Below are 18,101 nucleotides of genomic sequence, written 5' to 3'. Positions count from 1 at the left end.
ATGGAGGAACGCAGAATGGTTTTTCGAGATTTGCCAAAAGCACAAGGGCTATATCACCCGGATTTTGAACATGATGCCTGTGGAATTGGCTTATATGCGCATATAAAAGGAAAGCAGACACATGATATTGTTACACAAGGATTAAATATGCTGTGCAAGCTGGAGCATCGCGGCGGGCAGGGAAGTGATCCAATGACTGGTGATGGTTCCGGATTAATGGTGCAGATTCCTGATCAATATTTCAGAAGAGTATGTCGGGACTTTAAGCTTCCCCCAGCTGGTGAATATGCTGTCGGCATGGTCTTTTTCTCTCAAAGCGAACAGGAGCAGCTGGAAGTAATGGAGAAAGTAAATGCTTTCATTGCACAAGAAGGACAGCAGTTAATCGGCTGGAGAAATGTGCCTGTTAATTCCTCTTGTATTGGAAAGGGAGCGGTTGAAACACTTCCGGAAATTAAACAAGTATTTATTCAGGCGAATGGAACTGCTGATGATCTGGATTTTGAGAGAAAGTTATATGTTATCCGCAAACAGGCAGAGCATTGGGCAGAAAAAAGAGATATTCGTTTTTATGTTCCCAGCCTTTCCAGCAGAACTATCGTATATAAGGGTCTCCTGACTCCAGAGCAGGTAAATGGATTTTATTTGGAATTACAAGAAGCTGATTTTGTTTCCGCTTTTTCGCTCGTTCACTCCCGGTTCAGTACAAACACATTTCCTTCATGGGAACGGGCACATCCGAACCGTTATTTAATCCATAATGGCGAAATTAATACATTACGTGGAAATGTAAATTGGATGCGGGCAAGAGAAAAGCAATTTGTTTCTGAAGCGTTTGGTGATGATTTGAAAAAATTATTGCCAATTCTCCGCAGAGACGGCAGTGATTCAGCAACATTGGATAATGCGCTGGAATTTTTAACTCTGGCAGGCAGAGAGCCTGCACATGCAGCAATGATGCTTATCCCGGAGCCTTGGGATAAAAATGATCATATGAGTGAAAGGCGGCGTGCTTTTTATCAGTATCACAGCCTGATGATGGAGCCATGGGACGGACCGACGTCGATCACTTTTACGAATGGAAAACAAATTGGAGCTATTTTAGATAGAAATGGTTTGCGCCCGGCAAGATATTATGTCACAAAAGATGATTATATTATTTATTCCTCCGAAGTTGGAGTGATTGATGCAGAAGAGAGTAATATTCTATTAAAAGAACGATTGAGCCCGGGAAAAATGCTGTTAGTAGATATCGGGGAAGGAAGAATTATTTCTGATGAAGAAATAAAATCGGCTATTACGAATGCATATCCTTATCAAAACTGGCTGGAAGAACAAACAACGGTTTTAGAACCAGAAGTGGAAGAAACCAGAGAACTGGATCCGCAATTGTTCCATAAACAAAAAGCGTTCGGTTATACCATGGAGGATATCGAAAAATATTTAATTCCATTGGTCCAGGATGGAAAAGACCCGATTGGAGCAATGGGAAATGATGCCCCATTAGCCGTTTTATCTGAGCATCCGCAAAGTTTATTTAATTATTTTAAACAGCTTTTTGCCCAGGTAACGAATCCTCCGATTGACGCTTATCGGGAACAACTGGTGACCTCGATGCTGACATGGCTTGGAAGTGAGGGGGATATCCTTCATCCGGAAACAGAAAAGAAAAAACGGGTAAGATTAGACTCACCAATTTTATCAAATGTACAAATGAGAAAGATAGAAAATAATGAACTCGATGGTTTACAGACAGAAATCATGGAGACATTGTTTACAGAGAATATGGAAGCGTCGCTGCATCGGGTATTTGAACAAGCAAGAACTGCTATTGAAAATGGGAAAAATATTCTTGTGTTGCGTGATACAGAAATGGATCACAAGCGAAAAGCAATACCGGCATTACTTATGGTCAGCGGGCTGCATCAATTTCTAATCCGTGAAGGTATCCGTACGAAAGCGAGTATCATTATCCAATCAGGTGAGGCGCGTGAGGTACACCATTTTGCAGCAATGCTCGGTTATGGAGCAGATGCAATTTATCCTTACCTGGTTTATCAAACCTATCAGCAGGCATTCGAAGCGGGTAAATTGGCTTTGGCTCCAAAAGAAGCGCAGGCGAAATATATAGCAGCTGCTTCAGAGGGCATCATCAAGGTAATGTCTAAAATTGGTATTTCAACTGTGCAGAGCTATCGTGGTGCACAAATTTTTGAAGCTGTCGGGATCAGCAAACAGGTCATTGAAGAACATTTTACCGGTACAGCTTCACAAATTGATGGAATTGGACTTGACGTAATTCAGCTGGAAACAGAAAAACGTCACCATGAAGGGTATCAGGAAGCGATTAGCCAGCTGCTTGATTCCGGAAGTGATTTTCAATGGAGAAAAACAGGTGAACATCATGCGTTTAATCCCTCGACAATTTATAAGCTGCAATGGTCGTGCCGACGGGGTGATTATAAGCTTTTTAAACAATTTTCTAAAGAATCCAACGAAGAACGTATAAGCTTTTTGCGAAATCTATTTGATTTTAAGAAAAAGGAACCTATATCTATTGAAGAAGTTGAATCGGTTGAATCCATTGTCAAACGTTTTAAAACGGGTGCGATGTCATTTGGTTCAATTAGTAAAGAGGCACACGAAACACTGGCAATTGCGATGAATCGTCTCGGCGGTAAAAGCAACAGCGGGGAAGGCGGAGAGGATAAATCCCGGTTCACTCCGGATGAAAATGGAGATTTACGTTCCAGTGCGATTAAACAGGTAGCATCCGGTCGGTTTGGTGTAACGAGCAACTATTTAGTAAATGCAAAAGAGCTGCAAATTAAAGTAGCACAGGGAGCAAAGCCTGGGGAAGGCGGTCAGCTGTCAGCTGAAAAAGTTTACCCATGGGTTGCCGATGTGCGCAGATCTACACCTGGAGTGGATTTGATTTCACCGCCGCCGCATCATGATATTTATTCTATCGAGGATTTGGCACAGCTGATCCATGATTTGAAAAATGCAAACCGCAAAGCAAGAGTTAGCGTCAAGCTGGCAGCAAAATCAGGAGTCGGAACGATTGCTGCAGGGGTGGCAAAAGGGAATGCCGATGTTATCTCTGTTGTCGGTTACGATGGCGGAACAGGCGCGTCACCAAAAACCAGTATAAAGCATACTGGACTTCCATGGGAATTAGGCTTGGCAGAAGCGCATCAGACATTAATGTTAAATGGACTGAGAGACCGTGTTATTTTAGAAACAGATGGCAAACTGTTAACCGGAAAAGACGTCGTAACTGCAGCATTGCTTGGAGCGGAAGAATTCGGATTTGCTACAGCCCCATTAGTTGTAGTTGGTTGTGTAATGATGCGCGTCTGTCATAAAGACACCTGTCCGGTTGGTGTTGCAACACAAAATCCGGAGCTTCGTAAAAAGTTTGCCGGAGATCCGGATCATGTTGTGAACTATATGCGGTTTATCGCTGAAGAGGTTCGTGAAATTATGGCAGAGCTTGGTTTCCGGACAATGGATGAAATGATTGGACATACAGAATACCTGGAAAGATCCCGTCGTGCCGATACACATTGGAAAGCGAAATATCTTGATTTATCAACCCTGATCTATCAATCGGAAGGCACAAAAAGAAATACCGCCGTGCAAGATCATAAGTTAGACCAATCCTTAGATTTAAAAGAAATTTTGCCTGCTGTTCAAGATGCATTAAAGACAGGAGAAGCCATGCAGGCAAGCTTTCCGATTAAAAATACAGACCGTGTTACCGGTACGATTGTCGGCAGCGAGCTTACTGCAAAATACGGAGAGGAAGGTCTGCCGGAGGATACAATTAATTTACATTTCACAGGATCAGCCGGTCAAAGCTTTGGAGCATTTATTCCATCAGGTATGACAATGACAGTGACTGGCGATGCCAATGACTATGTTGGAAAAGGGCTTTCCGGAGGTAAGGTAATTGTCCGTGCTCCAAAGGATTCAACGATTGATCCAAGTCATAATGTTATTGCAGGAAATGTGTCCTTCTATGGCGCAACAAGTGGAGAGGCATATATTCAAGGCTATGCAGGCGAACGATTTGCAGTCAGAAATAGTGGCGCGAAAATTGTGGTAGAAGGTGTTGGAGATCATGGCTGTGAATATATGACAGGCGGCCGGGTTGTTATCCTTGGGAATGTCGGCAAGAATTTCGCTGCCGGAATGTCGGGCGGTATCGCCTATGTAAGACCGGACGATATTTCAGCATTTAAGTCCTTGACAAATAAGGCGCTGATTCAATTTGAAAAATTAACTGATCCCAAAGAACAGGAGGAAGTAAAGGATTTAATTATTAACCATCTGGATTATACGGATAGTGAAAAAGCAGCGTTTATTTTAAAGAACTGGCAGGAAGAAATAAAGAAATTCATAAAAGTGATTCCAACAGATTATAAATTAATGCTGCAGCAAATCGAATGGTTCAAAGCGCAGGGCTTAAGCGCAGAGGATGCTCGTTATGAAGCATTTATGGCAAAGAAAAATAAAAAAATGACTGTAACCTTAGATGAAGAAACAATCATCAGGAATGAGAAAGGAGCCAGAGTAAATGGGTAAAGCAACAGGATTTATGGAAATAAAAAGAAAAACTGCAAGTGAGCGTGAACCGCTGGAGCGGGTTAAAGACTGGGAAGAATACGCTGGCTCTTTCTCTGATAAAGCAGCAAGAGAACAAGGGGCACGCTGTATGGATTGCAGTATCCCCTTTTGTCATATTGGCATGGAAATAGAAGGTGCAACATCCGGCTGTCCTGTCTATAATCTGATCCCGGAATGGAATGATCTTGTATATAAAGGCAGATGGAAGGAAGCGTTAGACAGATTGATGAAAACAAATAATTTTCCTGAATTCACCGGCAGAGTCTGCCCGGCACCATGTGAAGGCTCCTGCACAGTAGCAATCCATGATCCTGCGGTAACGATTAAAAATATCGAGCAGAAAATTATTGATAAAGGTTTTGAAGAAGGCTGGATCGAACCGAGAATTCCAGATATACGTACTGGAAAAAGGGTTGCTATTATTGGATCGGGTCCAGCTGGGTTAGCTGCAGCCGATCAGTTGAATCAAGCAGGTCATGAGGTGACGATTTATGAACGCGCTGATCGTGCCGGCGGGTTATTAACCTATGGCATTCCCAATATGAAGCTGGAGAAAAGCGTTGTTGAACGGCGTATCCAGCTGCTTCGTCAGGAGGGTATCCATTTTGTTTTAAATACAGAGGCAGGCAAGGATATTTCAGCAGAAGAAATCAAAGCAACTTTTGATTCTGTTATTCTATGCACTGGTGCTCAGAAGCATCGTGAGCTGCCTTTAGAAGGCAGAGATGGAAAAGGCGTCCGCTTTGCAATGGATTATCTGACCCGCTCAACGGAGAAGCTGCTTGATAATAATATCGAATTGGAAGATGAGTTAAATGCTGACGGGAAAGATGTTATTGTTATCGGCGGCGGAGATACTGGTGCAGACTGTATTGCAACGGCAATTCGTCAAGGGGCTAAAAGCATTGTACAATTCGGTAAGCACCCACAGCTTCCGATTAAACGGGCTGAAAAAAATCAGTGGCCGGCTTATCCGCAAGTATTCAGCCTGGAATACGCACACAAAGAAGCGAAAGAAAAGTTCGGCAGGGATATCCGCGAGTATTCTATTCAAACACAGAAGTTTGTAACAGACGAAAAGGGAAATCTGACAGAGCTGCACACTATTCAAATGGAGAAAAAACAAGATGAAAATGGTGTCTTCTTTTTCGAGGAAATTCCGGGAACAGAAAAAATCTGGCCGGCACAGCTTGTTTTGATTGCTATCGGCTTTGAAGGTGCGGAAGAGCCCGTTTTAGATGCTTTTGGGGTGAAAACAATGAGAAATCGTGTGCTGGCAGCCTACGGAAATTTTTTAACAACAGAAGAAAATGTGTTTGCAGCAGGGGACGCCCGCAGAGGACAGAGCTTAATTGTCTGGGCGATTAACGAGGGGAGAGAAGCGGCTTATCAGGTTGATAAATATTTAATGGGTGAGACTTCCTTGCCGACTGTTGCAACTATGTAGGCTAAAAGAATAATCAAATATGAAACCCGAATTTGCAGTATGTCATGGGTGATATGCTAATAAGTGAGGTGAAATTCTATTCCTGGAATTTCACCTCACTTATTTATTGCAGAGTAACGGACTGTATAACCCTGCTGAATGATGCTTCCCTTCAAACACTAAAGCATCGGGAGACGGGTTTATTTTCTTTATATACGAACTTCTGTTTCACATAGTATAATATATAACATCCCTCTCTTTAAAAAAATAATTACATAAGCTATTACGAATCCATAGGCATTTGTCACCCCTTTTCAGTTATCTGCGTATATTGTTAATGAATAAGGGGTGATGGAGAATTGGCACAAGCGGAAGGTTATAAAAATGGCCGTATTAATATTATTTTACACGAGAATACACCGCAAACCGGCAGGGAGGTCCGTGTAAAAAAGCAAAAACATTCGCCACTTGAAATAATAGATAAAGAATTTGCATCTTTTGTCGGCTTGGATGATTTAAAAACGTCTATTAAAGAAATCTACGCAAATATTCTTATAAATGAAAAGAGGAAGGAGCAAGGTTTAAAAAGTTCAAAACAGGTTCTTCATATGCTGTTTAAGGGAAATCCGGGAACGGGAAAAACCACAGTTGCCCGTAAATTAGCTAAGCTCTATCATAATATCAATATTCTTTCCAAAGGTCACTTTATCGAAGCAGAACGTGCAGATTTAGTAGGAGAATACATTGGGCAGACGGCGCAAAAAACAAGGGCTGTCATTCAGAAAGCAATGGGCGGTGTTTTATTTATTGATGAAGCATATTCTTTATCACGAGGCGGTGAGAAGGATTTTGGGAAAGAGGCAATTGATCTGCTGGTAAAACATATGGAAGACTCTAGAGAAGATATCGTTCTTATTCTCGCCGGCTATCCCCGGGAAATGGATCGTTTCCTTACAATGAATCCCGGACTTGAATCCAGATTTCCATTTATTTTAGATTTTGATGATTACTCTGTGGATGAACTGCTAAACATTGGTAACCGCATGCTTAAAGAAAGGCAATATCAATTATCAAAGCCGGCGGAATGGAAGCTGCGCAATCATTTGTCAAAAAAACTCCGGGAAGACAGCATTAATTTTTCCAATGCGAGATATGTAAGAAATGTTATTGAGAAGGCAATCCGTATGCAGGCGGTCCGGCTGCTTACCTCGGAACAGATTGTATCCAGAGATTTAATTATTTTAACAGAGCAGGATTTGTTGCTAGAATAGAATTAGTGGGTATGATATATATAAGACCTTTTTTACATGTTAAGAAAGTAAAATTTTTAATGTACTAAGCGATAAGAAAGAGGTAGGCTATGACAGTAGAAAAAGTATTAGTAATTTCGGTTAATCAATCCCAAAAATCAGAACGTCAATTTCAGTCTTCTTTAGATGAATTGATTTCTCTGTGTAAAACTGCTGGAGGAGTAGTACAGCATGTGATTACGCAAAATCGGGACCGTATCCATCCAGCCACCTATATTGGTGAGGGGAAGCTTCAGGAAGTTGCTCAGATTGTACAGAACGAGGAAATTGATTTAGTAGTAGCAAATAATGAGTTATCTGCTGGTCAAGTTCGCAATTTAGCAGACACGCTGGATGTCCGTGTCTTAGACCGGAGTCAATTAATATTGGATATTTTTGCAATGCGTGCACAAACAAAGGAGGGGAAGCTCCAGGTAGAACTTGCTCAACTGGAGTATTTGCTTCCCCGTCTGCATGGACAAGGGGCTAATTTATCAAGACTCGGCGGCGGAATCGGGACAAGAGGTCCGGGAGAAACAAAATTAGAAACAGACCGCCGGCATATTGAAAGAAGAATTTATGATATAAAACGCCGTTTTCAATTAGTAGTGAAGCAGCGCGATCAGTATAGAAAGCGGAGAAGAGCAAATGATGTCTTTCAAATTGCCATTGTCGGTTATACAAATGCGGGAAAGTCGACTATTTTTAACCGGTTGACCAAAAGTCACTCATTAGAAGAGGATCAATTATTTGCCACCCTGGATCCGCTTACCCGCCGTATTCAGTTGCCCGGCGGATTGAAAAGTTTAATTACGGATACAGTAGGTTTTATTCAGGATCTTCCTACTGCACTGATTGCAGCGTTTAAATCAACTCTGGAGGAAGTGAGAGAAGCAGACTTTCTATTGCATGTAGTGGATATTTCTGATCCTGATTTATCACAGCAGCAGGAAACGGTCCGTAAACTCTTAACCGAATTAGATGCCGGCCATATCCCTGTATTAACGGTTTATAATAAAAAAGACCAGCTGAAAGCAGATTTCTTTTTAGCTAATCAATTCCCGAATATTCAAATCAGCGCATTGAAAGAAGAGGATTTACAAGCATTATTAGTAAAAATAGAAGAGGTATTAAAGGAAGAATGGGATTTATTTGACATTGTATTAGATTCGAGTGAAGGAGATTTATTATATCAGCTGCAATCCGCTGCGTTAGTAGTTAAAAAAGAGCTGCTGGAAGAAACAAATCAATTTCATGTTCAGGGCTATGTCAGAAAAGATCATCCATTTCACCGTTTTGTAGAGGAGAAGTAAATAAATGCAAGCAGAATCACTAGTTATAGAAGCAGAAAAAGATTGTTTGGAAGGTCATCAGTATATCCAGGAAATTGTAGAGAAAAATCAAAGACGTGTTCTGGAGGCCTTCAGGAATCACAGAATCAGCGACTCGCACCTGCAGGGAACAACAGGCTATGGATACGATGATTTGGGCAGAGAAGGCTTAGAAGCAGTATATGCCGACGTTTTTGGCGGAGAGGATGCTGTTGTGCGTCCGCAAATCGTATCCGGCACACATGCTATTACAACCGCTTTATTCGGTGTACTGCGCCCGCAGGACGAGCTGGTATACATTACAGGACATCCATACGATACATTAGAGGAAGTAATCGGAAAGCCGGGAAAAGAAGAAGGATCGCTTGCTGATTTTCAAATTGGTTATCGCGAGGTTGCATTAAAAAATACTGGAGAAGTTGACTTTGAAGAGATAAAAAGAAGCTGGACAAAAGAGACAAAAGTTATTGCTATTCAGCGCTCAAAAGGTTATGGTACAAGGCCTTCCTTTACAGTTAATGAAATAAAAGAAATGATTGCTTTCGTAAAAGAAATAGACTCCTCTGTTATTGTATTTGTGGACAACTGTTACGGAGAGTTTACGGAAACAAAAGAGCCCTTGCATGTCGGCGCTGATTTAATTGCGGGATCGCTTATTAAAAATCCTGGAGGAGGACTGGTACGGGCAGGAGGCTATATAGCAGGCCGTAAAGACCTTATCCATTTATGTGCCAACAGACTGACAGCACCTGGCCTCGGGAAAGAAACAGGAGCTTCTCTTGGAATGCTGCAGGAAATGTATCAGGGCTTTTTTATGGCGCCGCATACCGTAGGAGAGGCTTTAAAAGGCGCTCTATTTACAGCGCGGTTTTTAGAACTGGCGGGCTTTAAAACATCTCCATCTTATCAGGAGAAAAGGACAGATCTGATACAAACAGTTACTTTTAATACAGCGGAGGAAATGATTGCTTTTTGCCAGGCAATTCAAGAGAATTCACCAATAAATTCATATGTCAAACCCTATCCAAGTGAAATGCCCGGTTATGAAGATCAGGTTATTATGGCTGCAGGTACATTTATTCAAGGCGCAAGTATCGAACTGTCTGCCGACGGACCCATTCGTCCTCCTTATACAGCCTATGTTCAAGGTGGATTAACCTATACGCATGTTAAAATTGCCATCGTGGAAGCTGTGAAAACATTGGAAAATAAAGGTTTAATTTCTTAGCCATCGGGAAAAAGAAAGTAAAGCGTGATTTATATGTCAAATAACCTGACACTTAATTGACATTAAAACTGACATATTATATACTGAACACATTAACAAAGAAGGGGGTCATCTTTTGAATGATATGGACCGTCGTTCAATGCCCTTATTCTCTATAGGAATAGTAATGAAATTAACCGAACTGACTGCAAGACAAATTCGTTATTATGAAGCAAATGATTTAATTGCTCCAGAGCGGACCAAAGGAAATCAGCGTCTATTTTCATTTAATGATGTAGACAGGCTGCTTCAAATTAAGGATCTCTTGGACAGAGGACTAAATATGGCTGGAATTAAGCTTCTGCTGGACGAAGAGAAAAAAGAAACTTTGGAGGCAGTAACGGAGAAAAAGAAAAAAACACCGGCTAATCTGACCGACGAAGAGCTGAGGGGAATCCTGAAAAACGAATTAAATGAAGCTGGCAGATACGGGAAAGCAAGTATGAGACAAGGGGAATTAGCACGCTTTTTTGTGAAACACTAGTATCAGGTTAAAAAGATTTCTGACTGCACATCCAATGTAGTGAAGACTTTCTTTTCATATTATCAAAGATTTTTAGGAGGAGAACAAATGGCTAAGAAATTAACCAAAGAAGAAATTATAAGTCAGATTAAGAAGGAGAATGTACGTTTTATTCGTCTGCAGTTTACAGATATGCTCGGGACGATTAAAAATGTTGAAATTCCTTTAAGCCAATTAAACAAAGCCTTAGATAATAAAATGGCTTTTGATGGATCCAGTATTGAAGGGTTTGTACGTATTGAGGAGTCAGATATGCTCCTGCACCCGGATTTGGATACCTTCATCGTATTTCCTTGGACTTCTGAAAAAGGAAAAGTGGCGCGCTTTATCTGTGACATCTATAATCCGGATGGTACTCCATTCGCAGGCTGCCCGCGCTATAACCTGAAGCGCAACCTGGAAAAAATGGAGGAATTAGGGTTTGATGCGTTTAATATTGGTGCAGAGCCGGAGTTCTTCTTATTTAAACTGGATGAAAATAGAGAACCTACATTGGAATTAAATGACCATGGCGGCTATTTTGATTTAGCCCCAACCGACTTGGGTGAAAACTGCCGCCGTGATATTGTTTTAGAGCTTGAAGAAATGGGCTTTGAGATTGAAGCATCCCACCATGAGGTTGCACCGGGGCAGCATGAAATTGATTTTAAATACTCGGATGCAATAAAGCATGCGGATGATATTCAAACCTTTAAATTAGTAGTAAAAACAATTGCCAGAAAGCATAATCTGCATGCAACATTTATGCCGAAGCCTTTATTTGGAGTGAACGGTTCCGGAATGCATGTGAACATGTCTCTTTTTGCCGGTAAAGAAAATAAATTCTATGATACAAAAGGTGAGCTGGAGTTAAGTAAAACAGCTTATCAGTTTATTGCCGGAATCATTGATCACGCAACAAACTTTACTGCAGTAACAAATCCGACAGTTAACTCGTATAAACGATTGGTACCGGGCTATGAAGCACCTTGTTATGTAGCGTGGTCAGCTTCAAACCGCAGTCCGCTTGTACGTATTCCAAGCTCCCGCGGATTAAGTACGCGTGTAGAAGTCCGCAGTGTGGATCCGACAGCGAACCCATACATGGCGTTATCTGTTCTGTTGGCTTCCGGTTTGGATGGTATTAAGAGAGAATTAGAAGTTCCAGAGTCTGTTGACCGCAATATCTACGTCATGAATAAAAAAGAACGTGAAGAAAATGGTGTAAAAGATTTACCGTCAACATTGAAGGAAGCTATGAACCTGCTTGAACAGGATGAAGTGCTGGTAGATTCCTTAGGTGAGCATTTATTTGAACACTTTATTGAAGCGAAGGATATCGAGTGGGATATGTTCCGTACTACGGTGCACCCATGGGAGCGCGAGCAGTATTTGACGAACTATTAATACAAACAAAAGGGATTTTATTTATTAAATTCTGATCAATAATGGATTTTTTAAGATACTGTGCAGGGACTATTTATTCTTGCCAGTATCTTTTTTTATTGACTAATTACTACTTATTACGTTATAATAAATACGAATTGTTATAACGGTTATTACATTATAAGTTATACTTTTTGCTGTTTTAGATAAAGATAGGAGGAAAAGAAATGGCGGTGAAACACGTGGAAAGAAAAATAACAAAAATTGGTAACAGCCTTGGAATAACACTTCCGCCAGAAGTGTTGAAGCACTTGAAAGCGCAACAAGGTGATGATATAAGATTTGAATTAAAGGAAGATGGCAGCGTTTCAGTAAAAAGATACAAAGAATTAAATTTAGATGTTCTAAATGACATCGATCAAGATTTTTTAGACGGTTTACAAGATCTGTTCGAGAATTATGATGATACTTTGAGGAACCTTGCAGATAGATAATGACAGATCAATTAAACCCTCGTTATTTAACTGAAAAAGAAGCTATCATATTAAATGCTGCCATTATTAAGAAGTATACACCTAAAGAACAAATAGGGGTTAAGGAAAGACATTTATTATTAAGTGCATTAGGCAGGCCTCAACAATCAGTTTTAGGCAGTGATGCATACCCGGGAATATTCGATAAAGCTGCTGCGTTATATGCCAGTATATCTCAAAATCACGCTTTCCATAATGGTAATAAAAGGACCGGTTTCGCATGTATGAAACAATTTTTATGGTTAAATGGCTATCAATTTCTTGTGAACCAAAAAGAAGCAGAAGACTATACTGTTTTCGTTGTGAATGAAAAGCCGTCTATTGAGGATATTGCGGAATGGATAAAAGAGTATTCAACAGCACGATGAGTAATACAGACAATGCCTATGGCTCATGATGTGTAAAAGAGCCCCAGTGTTCTTCTTTCCAAAAAGGATGCAGCCTTTGTGAACGGTTCTGACTACTGAATACTTCTAACGAAAGCGGAAAAAATCATACCACATCATAATGGATTTTTTAAGATACAGTGCAGGGACTTTTGTTCTTGCACTGTATCTTTTTTTGATGTGAAATGGCGCTGAGGTTTCTGGTTGTGTGCGATAAAAAGGGCTGCTCGTCTAAAACAGTCCTTTGTTATTTTAACATAAGAATAAGGAGTTTAATTAAAAATTCCCAAATAAATACAATATTATTAAAAGAAAATACAAAAAATTAGAAAATCATTTAATAGATGACAAATAGTCTAAAACAGCAGTAATTATTCTTAATGAACAATAAAATTATTTCATATCAGGACTTCAAGTTTGCTATCAAATCGATAACAAAAATGAGATGAATTTTATCTGAAAATGCACTTTCATGGATTACCGCTGATTTCTGCGATATAGAATAAATCCTGTTCCAACTAAAACAGGTGTAGCTATAGAGACAGCAATAATTAAACGATATGCTGTCTGACCAGAGAAGTGAGAGGAAATAAAAATGGATTCTAATCCTCCGCCTTGACATTGTATACGGTCAAAATGTGAGTATTCGCCATCATTTGTAAAAAGATGCGTTACCTTTGTATCAGAAAAGGCGACTTCTGTATTTTTGGAGTTCAAAGGGATTTCTTGATCATCCTTTTCTGTAACACAATGTACTTCATTGAGATTGGTTGTGACCGGGTATGCCCAAATTTCTGTATCCTTCCGATGATCTGCAGGTGAAAAAGTCTCACTTGCTGCTATTTCACTTGAAGTTAATTCCCCTGGAAAAGCCGCCTTTTGATAAACAACCCATATAGCCATCGGCCCGACAATAATACAAAGCATGCAAGATATTGCAAATAACGAAATAACTTTTTTAGCATTTTTCATAAATAAGCCACCTCTCTGTCAGAAGATAGCTATTATACGTTTGAAAGCGATATTATGTTTCGTAAATTGGTTGTTCCAGTATATAAAAAGCACCGCTCTAAACAGACTGTCTGTTTAGAGCGGTGCTTCAAAAATTCTAATGTCTTTTAGCGGATATAGAAGGGAATTCTAAATTGGATTCATCCTCCGTAAAAAATTCTTTATACAGTGATTGAATCGCTTTTTCCAAATCAACGGCATGAACGCCGAACATCATGGATACTTCAGAAGAGCCCTGGTTAATCATATCAATATTAATACCTGCTTTGGCAAAGGAGGCTGTCGCTTTAGCGGCAACACCAATCGTATTTACCAACCCTTCCCCAACAACCATAATTACAGCTAAATCACGATGAATACTTACGGTATCCACCTGCAATTCATTACGAATCCTATCAATAACAACCTGCTCTTTATCTGGAGTGAACCGGTGATCTCTAAAGATCACAGACATATCATCAATTCCGGAAGGAGCATGCTCAAAGGAAATTCCTTCATCTTCAAAAATGTTCAGAAGCTTTCTGCCAAAACCGACTTCACGGTTCATTAAAAATTTACTTACGTATAAGCTGCAGAAGCCGACATCACTTGCAATACCGACGACACATTGGTCTGTAGCATCTCTTTCAGCAACAATCATGGTTCCGGGCGCCTCCGGATTGTTTGTATTTTTAATGCAAACAGGGATTTGCTCTTTAAAAGCAGGGATAAGTGCTTCATCATGAAAAACAGAAAAACCTGCATAAGAAAGCTCCCGCATTTCCTTATAGGTTAATTCGGTAATATCCTTTGGATTTTCCACGAAATTCGGGTTTACCGCAAAAACAGAATCTACATCTGTGAAATTTTCATACAAACCAGCTTTGGTACCGGCAGCAAGAATAGCTCCTGTAATATCTGATCCGCCACGCGAGAAGGTAACTAAATCATTTTCTTTAGAATAACCAAAGAATCCCGGAACTACGGAAACACCGTCACGTTCACGGAGCTGATAAATAATAGAAAAGCTTTCAGGCAAAAGCTGTGCCTGCCCAGGCTCATTACTTACAAAAATTCCTGCCTCTTTCGGATTAACATAGCTTGCATTTAGGCCCAAACGTTGTAAATAAGCACTTACTATTTTAGCAGAGCTGTCTTCTCCAATAGATTTTAATGCATCAAGCTGTCCTAAAGGCGATGTATCGAATTGCAGATATTTTTCGATTGTTTGCTGGATATCTTCTAAAATATCATTGCCCAGCTCTAAATCATTTATAATTTCTTGAAATCTATCCATGATTCTATGCAAATGCAGCTTATAATCTTGATTATTTTGTTTTGCATAGCAAAGGTCTATTAGCAAATCCGTCATTTTTACATCATCGGAGAAACGCTTTCCTGGTGCAGATACAACAATAACCTTTCGGGAGGGATCTGACTTAATTATGTTCGCTACCTTTTTAATTTGTGTTGCATTTGCTACAGAACTTCCTCCAAATTTTGCTACTTTCATTTGATGATCCCCCATTTCAAAATTTCCTCCATAAACGACTATAATAATATGAAGATATAATACGTGGTATTTTATATTTTTATTAATATAACATATTTTCTGTTAAATTAAAGAGGAAAACGAAAAAAAGAAAGAAAAATAGCGAAAATAACGCTTTCATTCTCTTTAATTAATTTCAAAATTACAATTTCAGTTAATCTGGAATAAAAAACAAGGTTTAAAAATGAATCATTAGAGTATATATGAGGTTTTTCAAAGTATAAATTCAAGCTGTATATATAAATGAAACTTCAGTGAGCGGTACTTTTACAGTTGATTTTCCGCAATAAAATAAAAAATTCTGTCTCTATATAGAACAGAATTTTTCAGCTTTGCGTTTTTCTTTCCTGATTACGTTTCTTTCTATCCCTATAAATGATAAAACCGCCGAGAAAAACCAGCCCGCCTGCAAATAATATCAGGCCAACGATAAATTGAATACTTCCGTAGATAAAAATAGGGTAGAACTCATTAAAAAGTGTATCACGCATTAATTTAATGCCAAAAGCTGCAATCAGCCCGGGAATAAACAGGATGATTAAAGCAAGGTTTCTTTGCATAAAACTCGAACTCCTTTATATATAGTTCCAATAACTTTTTCTGCTGAGCACTTTTAAACCAATATGTATTTCCACTTTTTTTTAGCGTCGACATAAGTATATCAAAATAAGTCGAAAAATAGAAATAGAATTCGTTTGCTAAATTATGCACGGTATCGTATGATGAAAGTGTGCAAATAAATTCAAGGTGGATGAAAAGTATGAAGCAAATTCTGATAGTCGGCGCCGGAAAAGGTGGTACAGCATTATTTCGCCTATTTAAAGAAACAAAACGAATGAAAATTTGTGCAATTGTTGACAAGGATCCGAATGCTCCTGCCATGAAGTTAGCTGAAGAGATGAATATTCATACAAGTACAGAATGGAAAGAGTGGATCCACCATAATATTGATATTGTTGTAAACGTAACAGGCGAGGAAGATTTATTTGAAAAAATGATTGAGCTCTTTCCAAGAAAAACGATCATTATTCCCGGATCTGTAGCAAATATTATTTATGAATTAATTCATGAAAAGACTACTTTAACGAATGAAGTAAAGGTACAGGCAAGCCGTCTGGAATTAATTTTAAATCATATGAATGACGGCATGATTGTAGTTAATAAAGACGAGCAGGTCCAGCTGCTAAATCGTCGGGCGGAGCAGATTCTCGGCAAAAAGGAAAGAGACTACAAAGGAAAGCATGTAAAAGAATTATTGAAAACCAGCCGTTTGTCACATGTTCTGAGGAGTCAGAGAAAAGAATTAAACCAGAAGACGATTTTAGATAATGGTAAGAAAGTAATTGCATCACGTATACCAATTATTAATAAAACTGGTGATCTGGTAGGAGCTTTTGCTGTTTTCAAGGATATTACAGAGGTAGTTCAATTAGCAGAAGAGAATACAGACTTAAATGAAATAAAGACAATGCTGGAGGCAATTATTAAATCCTCTGATGAAGCGATCAGTGTTGTTGATGAGAATGGGAACGGCTTAATCATTAATCCTGCTTATACACGTTTAACCGGTTTAACAGAAGATGAAGTGATTGGTAAACCGGCAACAGTGGATATATCAGAAGGAGACAGTGTACATCTGAAGGTTTTAAAAACGCGCCGTGCTGTTCGCGGAGTACATATGAAGGTTGGTCCTGCAAGGAAAGATGTCATTGTAAATGTTGCGCCGGTTATTGTTCAAGGAAAAATGAAAGGCAGTGTCGGTGTACTTCATGACGTCAGTGAATTACAATCTGTGACAAAAGAGTTAAAAAGAGCCAGACAGATTATCCGTAATTTGGAAGCAAGGTATACGTTTGATGATATTATCGGTAATTCACCAGAAATGAAACTTGCTTTAGAACAGGCAAAAGTAGGCGCAAAGACACCCGCGATTGTTCTTTTAAGAGGAGAAACAGGCACTGGTAAAGAACTGTTCGCTCATGCTATACATCATGAAAGTAATCGCAAATATAATAAATTCCTCCGCGTTAATTGTTCAACATTGTCTGAATCAATGCTTGAGAAAGAATTGTTCGGTGCAGCAGGTGAGAAATTAACAGGCCGGAAAGGATTGTTTGAACAGGCTAATAACGGGAGCATCTTTCTTGATGAGATTGGTAATCTCTCCTTAGCTATTCAGGAAAAATTACTGCATGTGTTAAAAGAGAACCAGGTCGTTCCTGTTGGAGCAACAAAGCCTGTTTCTGTTGATGTCCGTGTTATTGCCGGGACAAATATTAATTTAGAAAAAGCTGTTATGAATAAGAAATTTCGGGAGGATCTGTATTATCAAATTAATAAACTGCCGATATCCATTCCGTCATTAAAAGAACGGAAAGAGGATATCCCTATGCTGGTAGAACATATTATTTATCAGCTTAATGAAGAATACGGGAAAAATGTTCAAGGAATATCCGATGAAGCTCTGGATAAGCTGATGCAATATCATTGGCCGGGTAATATAAGAGAAATGGCTAATGTTATAAGTCATTCTATGATATTTATTGGTAATACAGAGGAACAGATTGAGGCTTCTCATTTACCGGAATTGCAAACAAAACAAAGTACGTTTTCAGAAGGCAGTGTGGAAACAGAGGAACCGCTAAAATTACAAGAAGCACTGGACCGTTATGAAAAAATGTATTTGCAGGAAGTTTATCAGCAATGTAATAAAAATAAGACGAAAACAGCAAAAGTCTTACAAATATCCGTTCGCAATCTGTATTATAAGCTTGAAAAATATCAGATTGAGTAATTTATTCTGCAAT

13 protein-coding genes are annotated in these 18,101 nt (G+C 39.3%); 10 read left to right on the top strand and 3 right to left on the bottom strand.

The genetic code is table 11. The annotated features are described in order from the left end of the window. The first annotated feature begins 15 nt into the window (after positions 1-15). The 9 genes from gltB to BN1068_RS12100 all read left to right on the top strand — a co-directional run bounded on the left by gltB (position 16) and on the right by BN1068_RS12100 (position 12,734). Positions 16-4,590 carry a glutamate synthase large subunit gene (gene gltB, locus BN1068_RS12140; protein WP_077603118.1) on the top strand — a complete coding sequence of 1,525 codons (4,575 nt, stop codon included), beginning with the start codon at positions 16-18 and terminating at the stop codon, positions 4,588-4,590. After that, positions 4,583-6,079: a glutamate synthase subunit beta gene (locus BN1068_RS12135; RefSeq protein WP_077603117.1), complete on the top strand. Its 1,497-nt coding sequence runs from the start codon at positions 4,583-4,585 to the stop codon at positions 6,077-6,079. Before gltB ends, BN1068_RS12135 begins: the two co-directional genes overlap by 8 nt. Before the next feature lie 338 nt (positions 6,080-6,417). Further along, positions 6,418-7,329: a stage V sporulation protein K gene (spoVK, locus tag BN1068_RS12130; RefSeq protein ID WP_077603116.1), complete on the top strand. Its 912-nt coding sequence runs from the start codon at positions 6,418-6,420 to the stop codon at positions 7,327-7,329. Between the two features lie 89 nt (positions 7,330-7,418). Beyond that, positions 7,419-8,660 carry a GTPase HflX gene (hflX, locus tag BN1068_RS12125; RefSeq protein WP_077603115.1) on the top strand — a complete coding sequence of 414 codons (1,242 nt, stop codon included), beginning with the start codon at positions 7,419-7,421 and terminating at the stop codon, positions 8,658-8,660. Between the two features lie 4 nt (positions 8,661-8,664). Next, positions 8,665-9,906 (top strand): methionine gamma-lyase family protein, encoded by a 1,242-nt coding sequence (locus tag BN1068_RS12120; protein ID WP_077603114.1) that lies wholly within the window; start codon positions 8,665-8,667, stop codon positions 9,904-9,906. Between the two features lie 115 nt (positions 9,907-10,021). Next, the gene (locus BN1068_RS12115) at positions 10,022-10,429 is read left to right on the top strand and encodes a MerR family transcriptional regulator (protein ID WP_077603113.1); all 408 of its coding nucleotides are present in this window, start codon (positions 10,022-10,024) and stop codon (positions 10,427-10,429) included. A gap of 87 nt (positions 10,430-10,516) precedes the next feature. Continuing rightward, complete coding sequence (gene glnA / locus BN1068_RS12110; protein ID WP_077603112.1) at positions 10,517-11,854, top strand: type I glutamate--ammonia ligase; 1,338 nt, start codon at positions 10,517-10,519, stop codon at positions 11,852-11,854. A 206-nt stretch (positions 11,855-12,060) separates the two neighbouring features. Further along, positions 12,061-12,327, top strand: a complete 267-nt coding sequence (locus tag BN1068_RS12105) for an AbrB/MazE/SpoVT family DNA-binding domain-containing protein (protein ID WP_077603111.1) — start codon at positions 12,061-12,063, stop codon at positions 12,325-12,327. Then, positions 12,327-12,734 (top strand): type II toxin-antitoxin system death-on-curing family toxin, encoded by a 408-nt coding sequence (locus BN1068_RS12100; RefSeq protein WP_077603110.1) that lies wholly within the window; start codon positions 12,327-12,329, stop codon positions 12,732-12,734. The genes BN1068_RS12105 and BN1068_RS12100 overlap by 1 nt, the downstream gene beginning before the upstream one ends. 495 nt (positions 12,735-13,229) lie before the next feature. Here the strand turns inward: BN1068_RS12100 and BN1068_RS12095 are convergent, their stop codons facing one another. The 3 genes from BN1068_RS12095 to BN1068_RS12085 form a co-directional block, all read right to left on the bottom strand. After that, positions 13,230-13,724, bottom strand: coding sequence for a hypothetical protein (locus tag BN1068_RS12095; protein WP_077603109.1), 495 nt, complete (start codon positions 13,722-13,724; stop codon positions 13,230-13,232). Positions 13,725-13,860: 136 nt separating this feature from the next. After that, positions 13,861-15,255: an aspartate kinase gene (locus BN1068_RS12090; RefSeq protein WP_077604065.1), complete on the bottom strand. Its 1,395-nt coding sequence runs from the start codon at positions 15,253-15,255 to the stop codon at positions 13,861-13,863. Between the two features lie 365 nt (positions 15,256-15,620). Then, on the bottom strand, positions 15,621-15,854 hold the full coding sequence (locus tag BN1068_RS12085) for a DUF2627 domain-containing protein (RefSeq protein WP_077603108.1): 234 nt from the start codon (positions 15,852-15,854) through the stop codon (positions 15,621-15,623). Between the two features lie 200 nt (positions 15,855-16,054). Here BN1068_RS12085 and BN1068_RS12080 point away from each other — a divergent pair, with 200 nt between their 5' ends. After that, positions 16,055-18,088, top strand: a complete 2,034-nt coding sequence (locus tag BN1068_RS12080; RefSeq protein ID WP_077603107.1) for a sigma 54-interacting transcriptional regulator — start codon at positions 16,055-16,057, stop codon at positions 18,086-18,088. The last annotated feature ends 13 nt before the right edge of the window (positions 18,089-18,101 follow it).

Origin of the sequence: Oceanobacillus sojae, assembly GCF_900162665.1 — a bacterium.
In the GTDB taxonomy this organism is placed as follows: Bacteria; Bacillota; Bacilli; order Bacillales; family Amphibacillaceae; genus Oceanobacillus; species Oceanobacillus sojae_A.
Note: the sequence above shows the minus strand (reverse complement) of the source record. Positions and strands in the feature narration are given on the sequence as shown.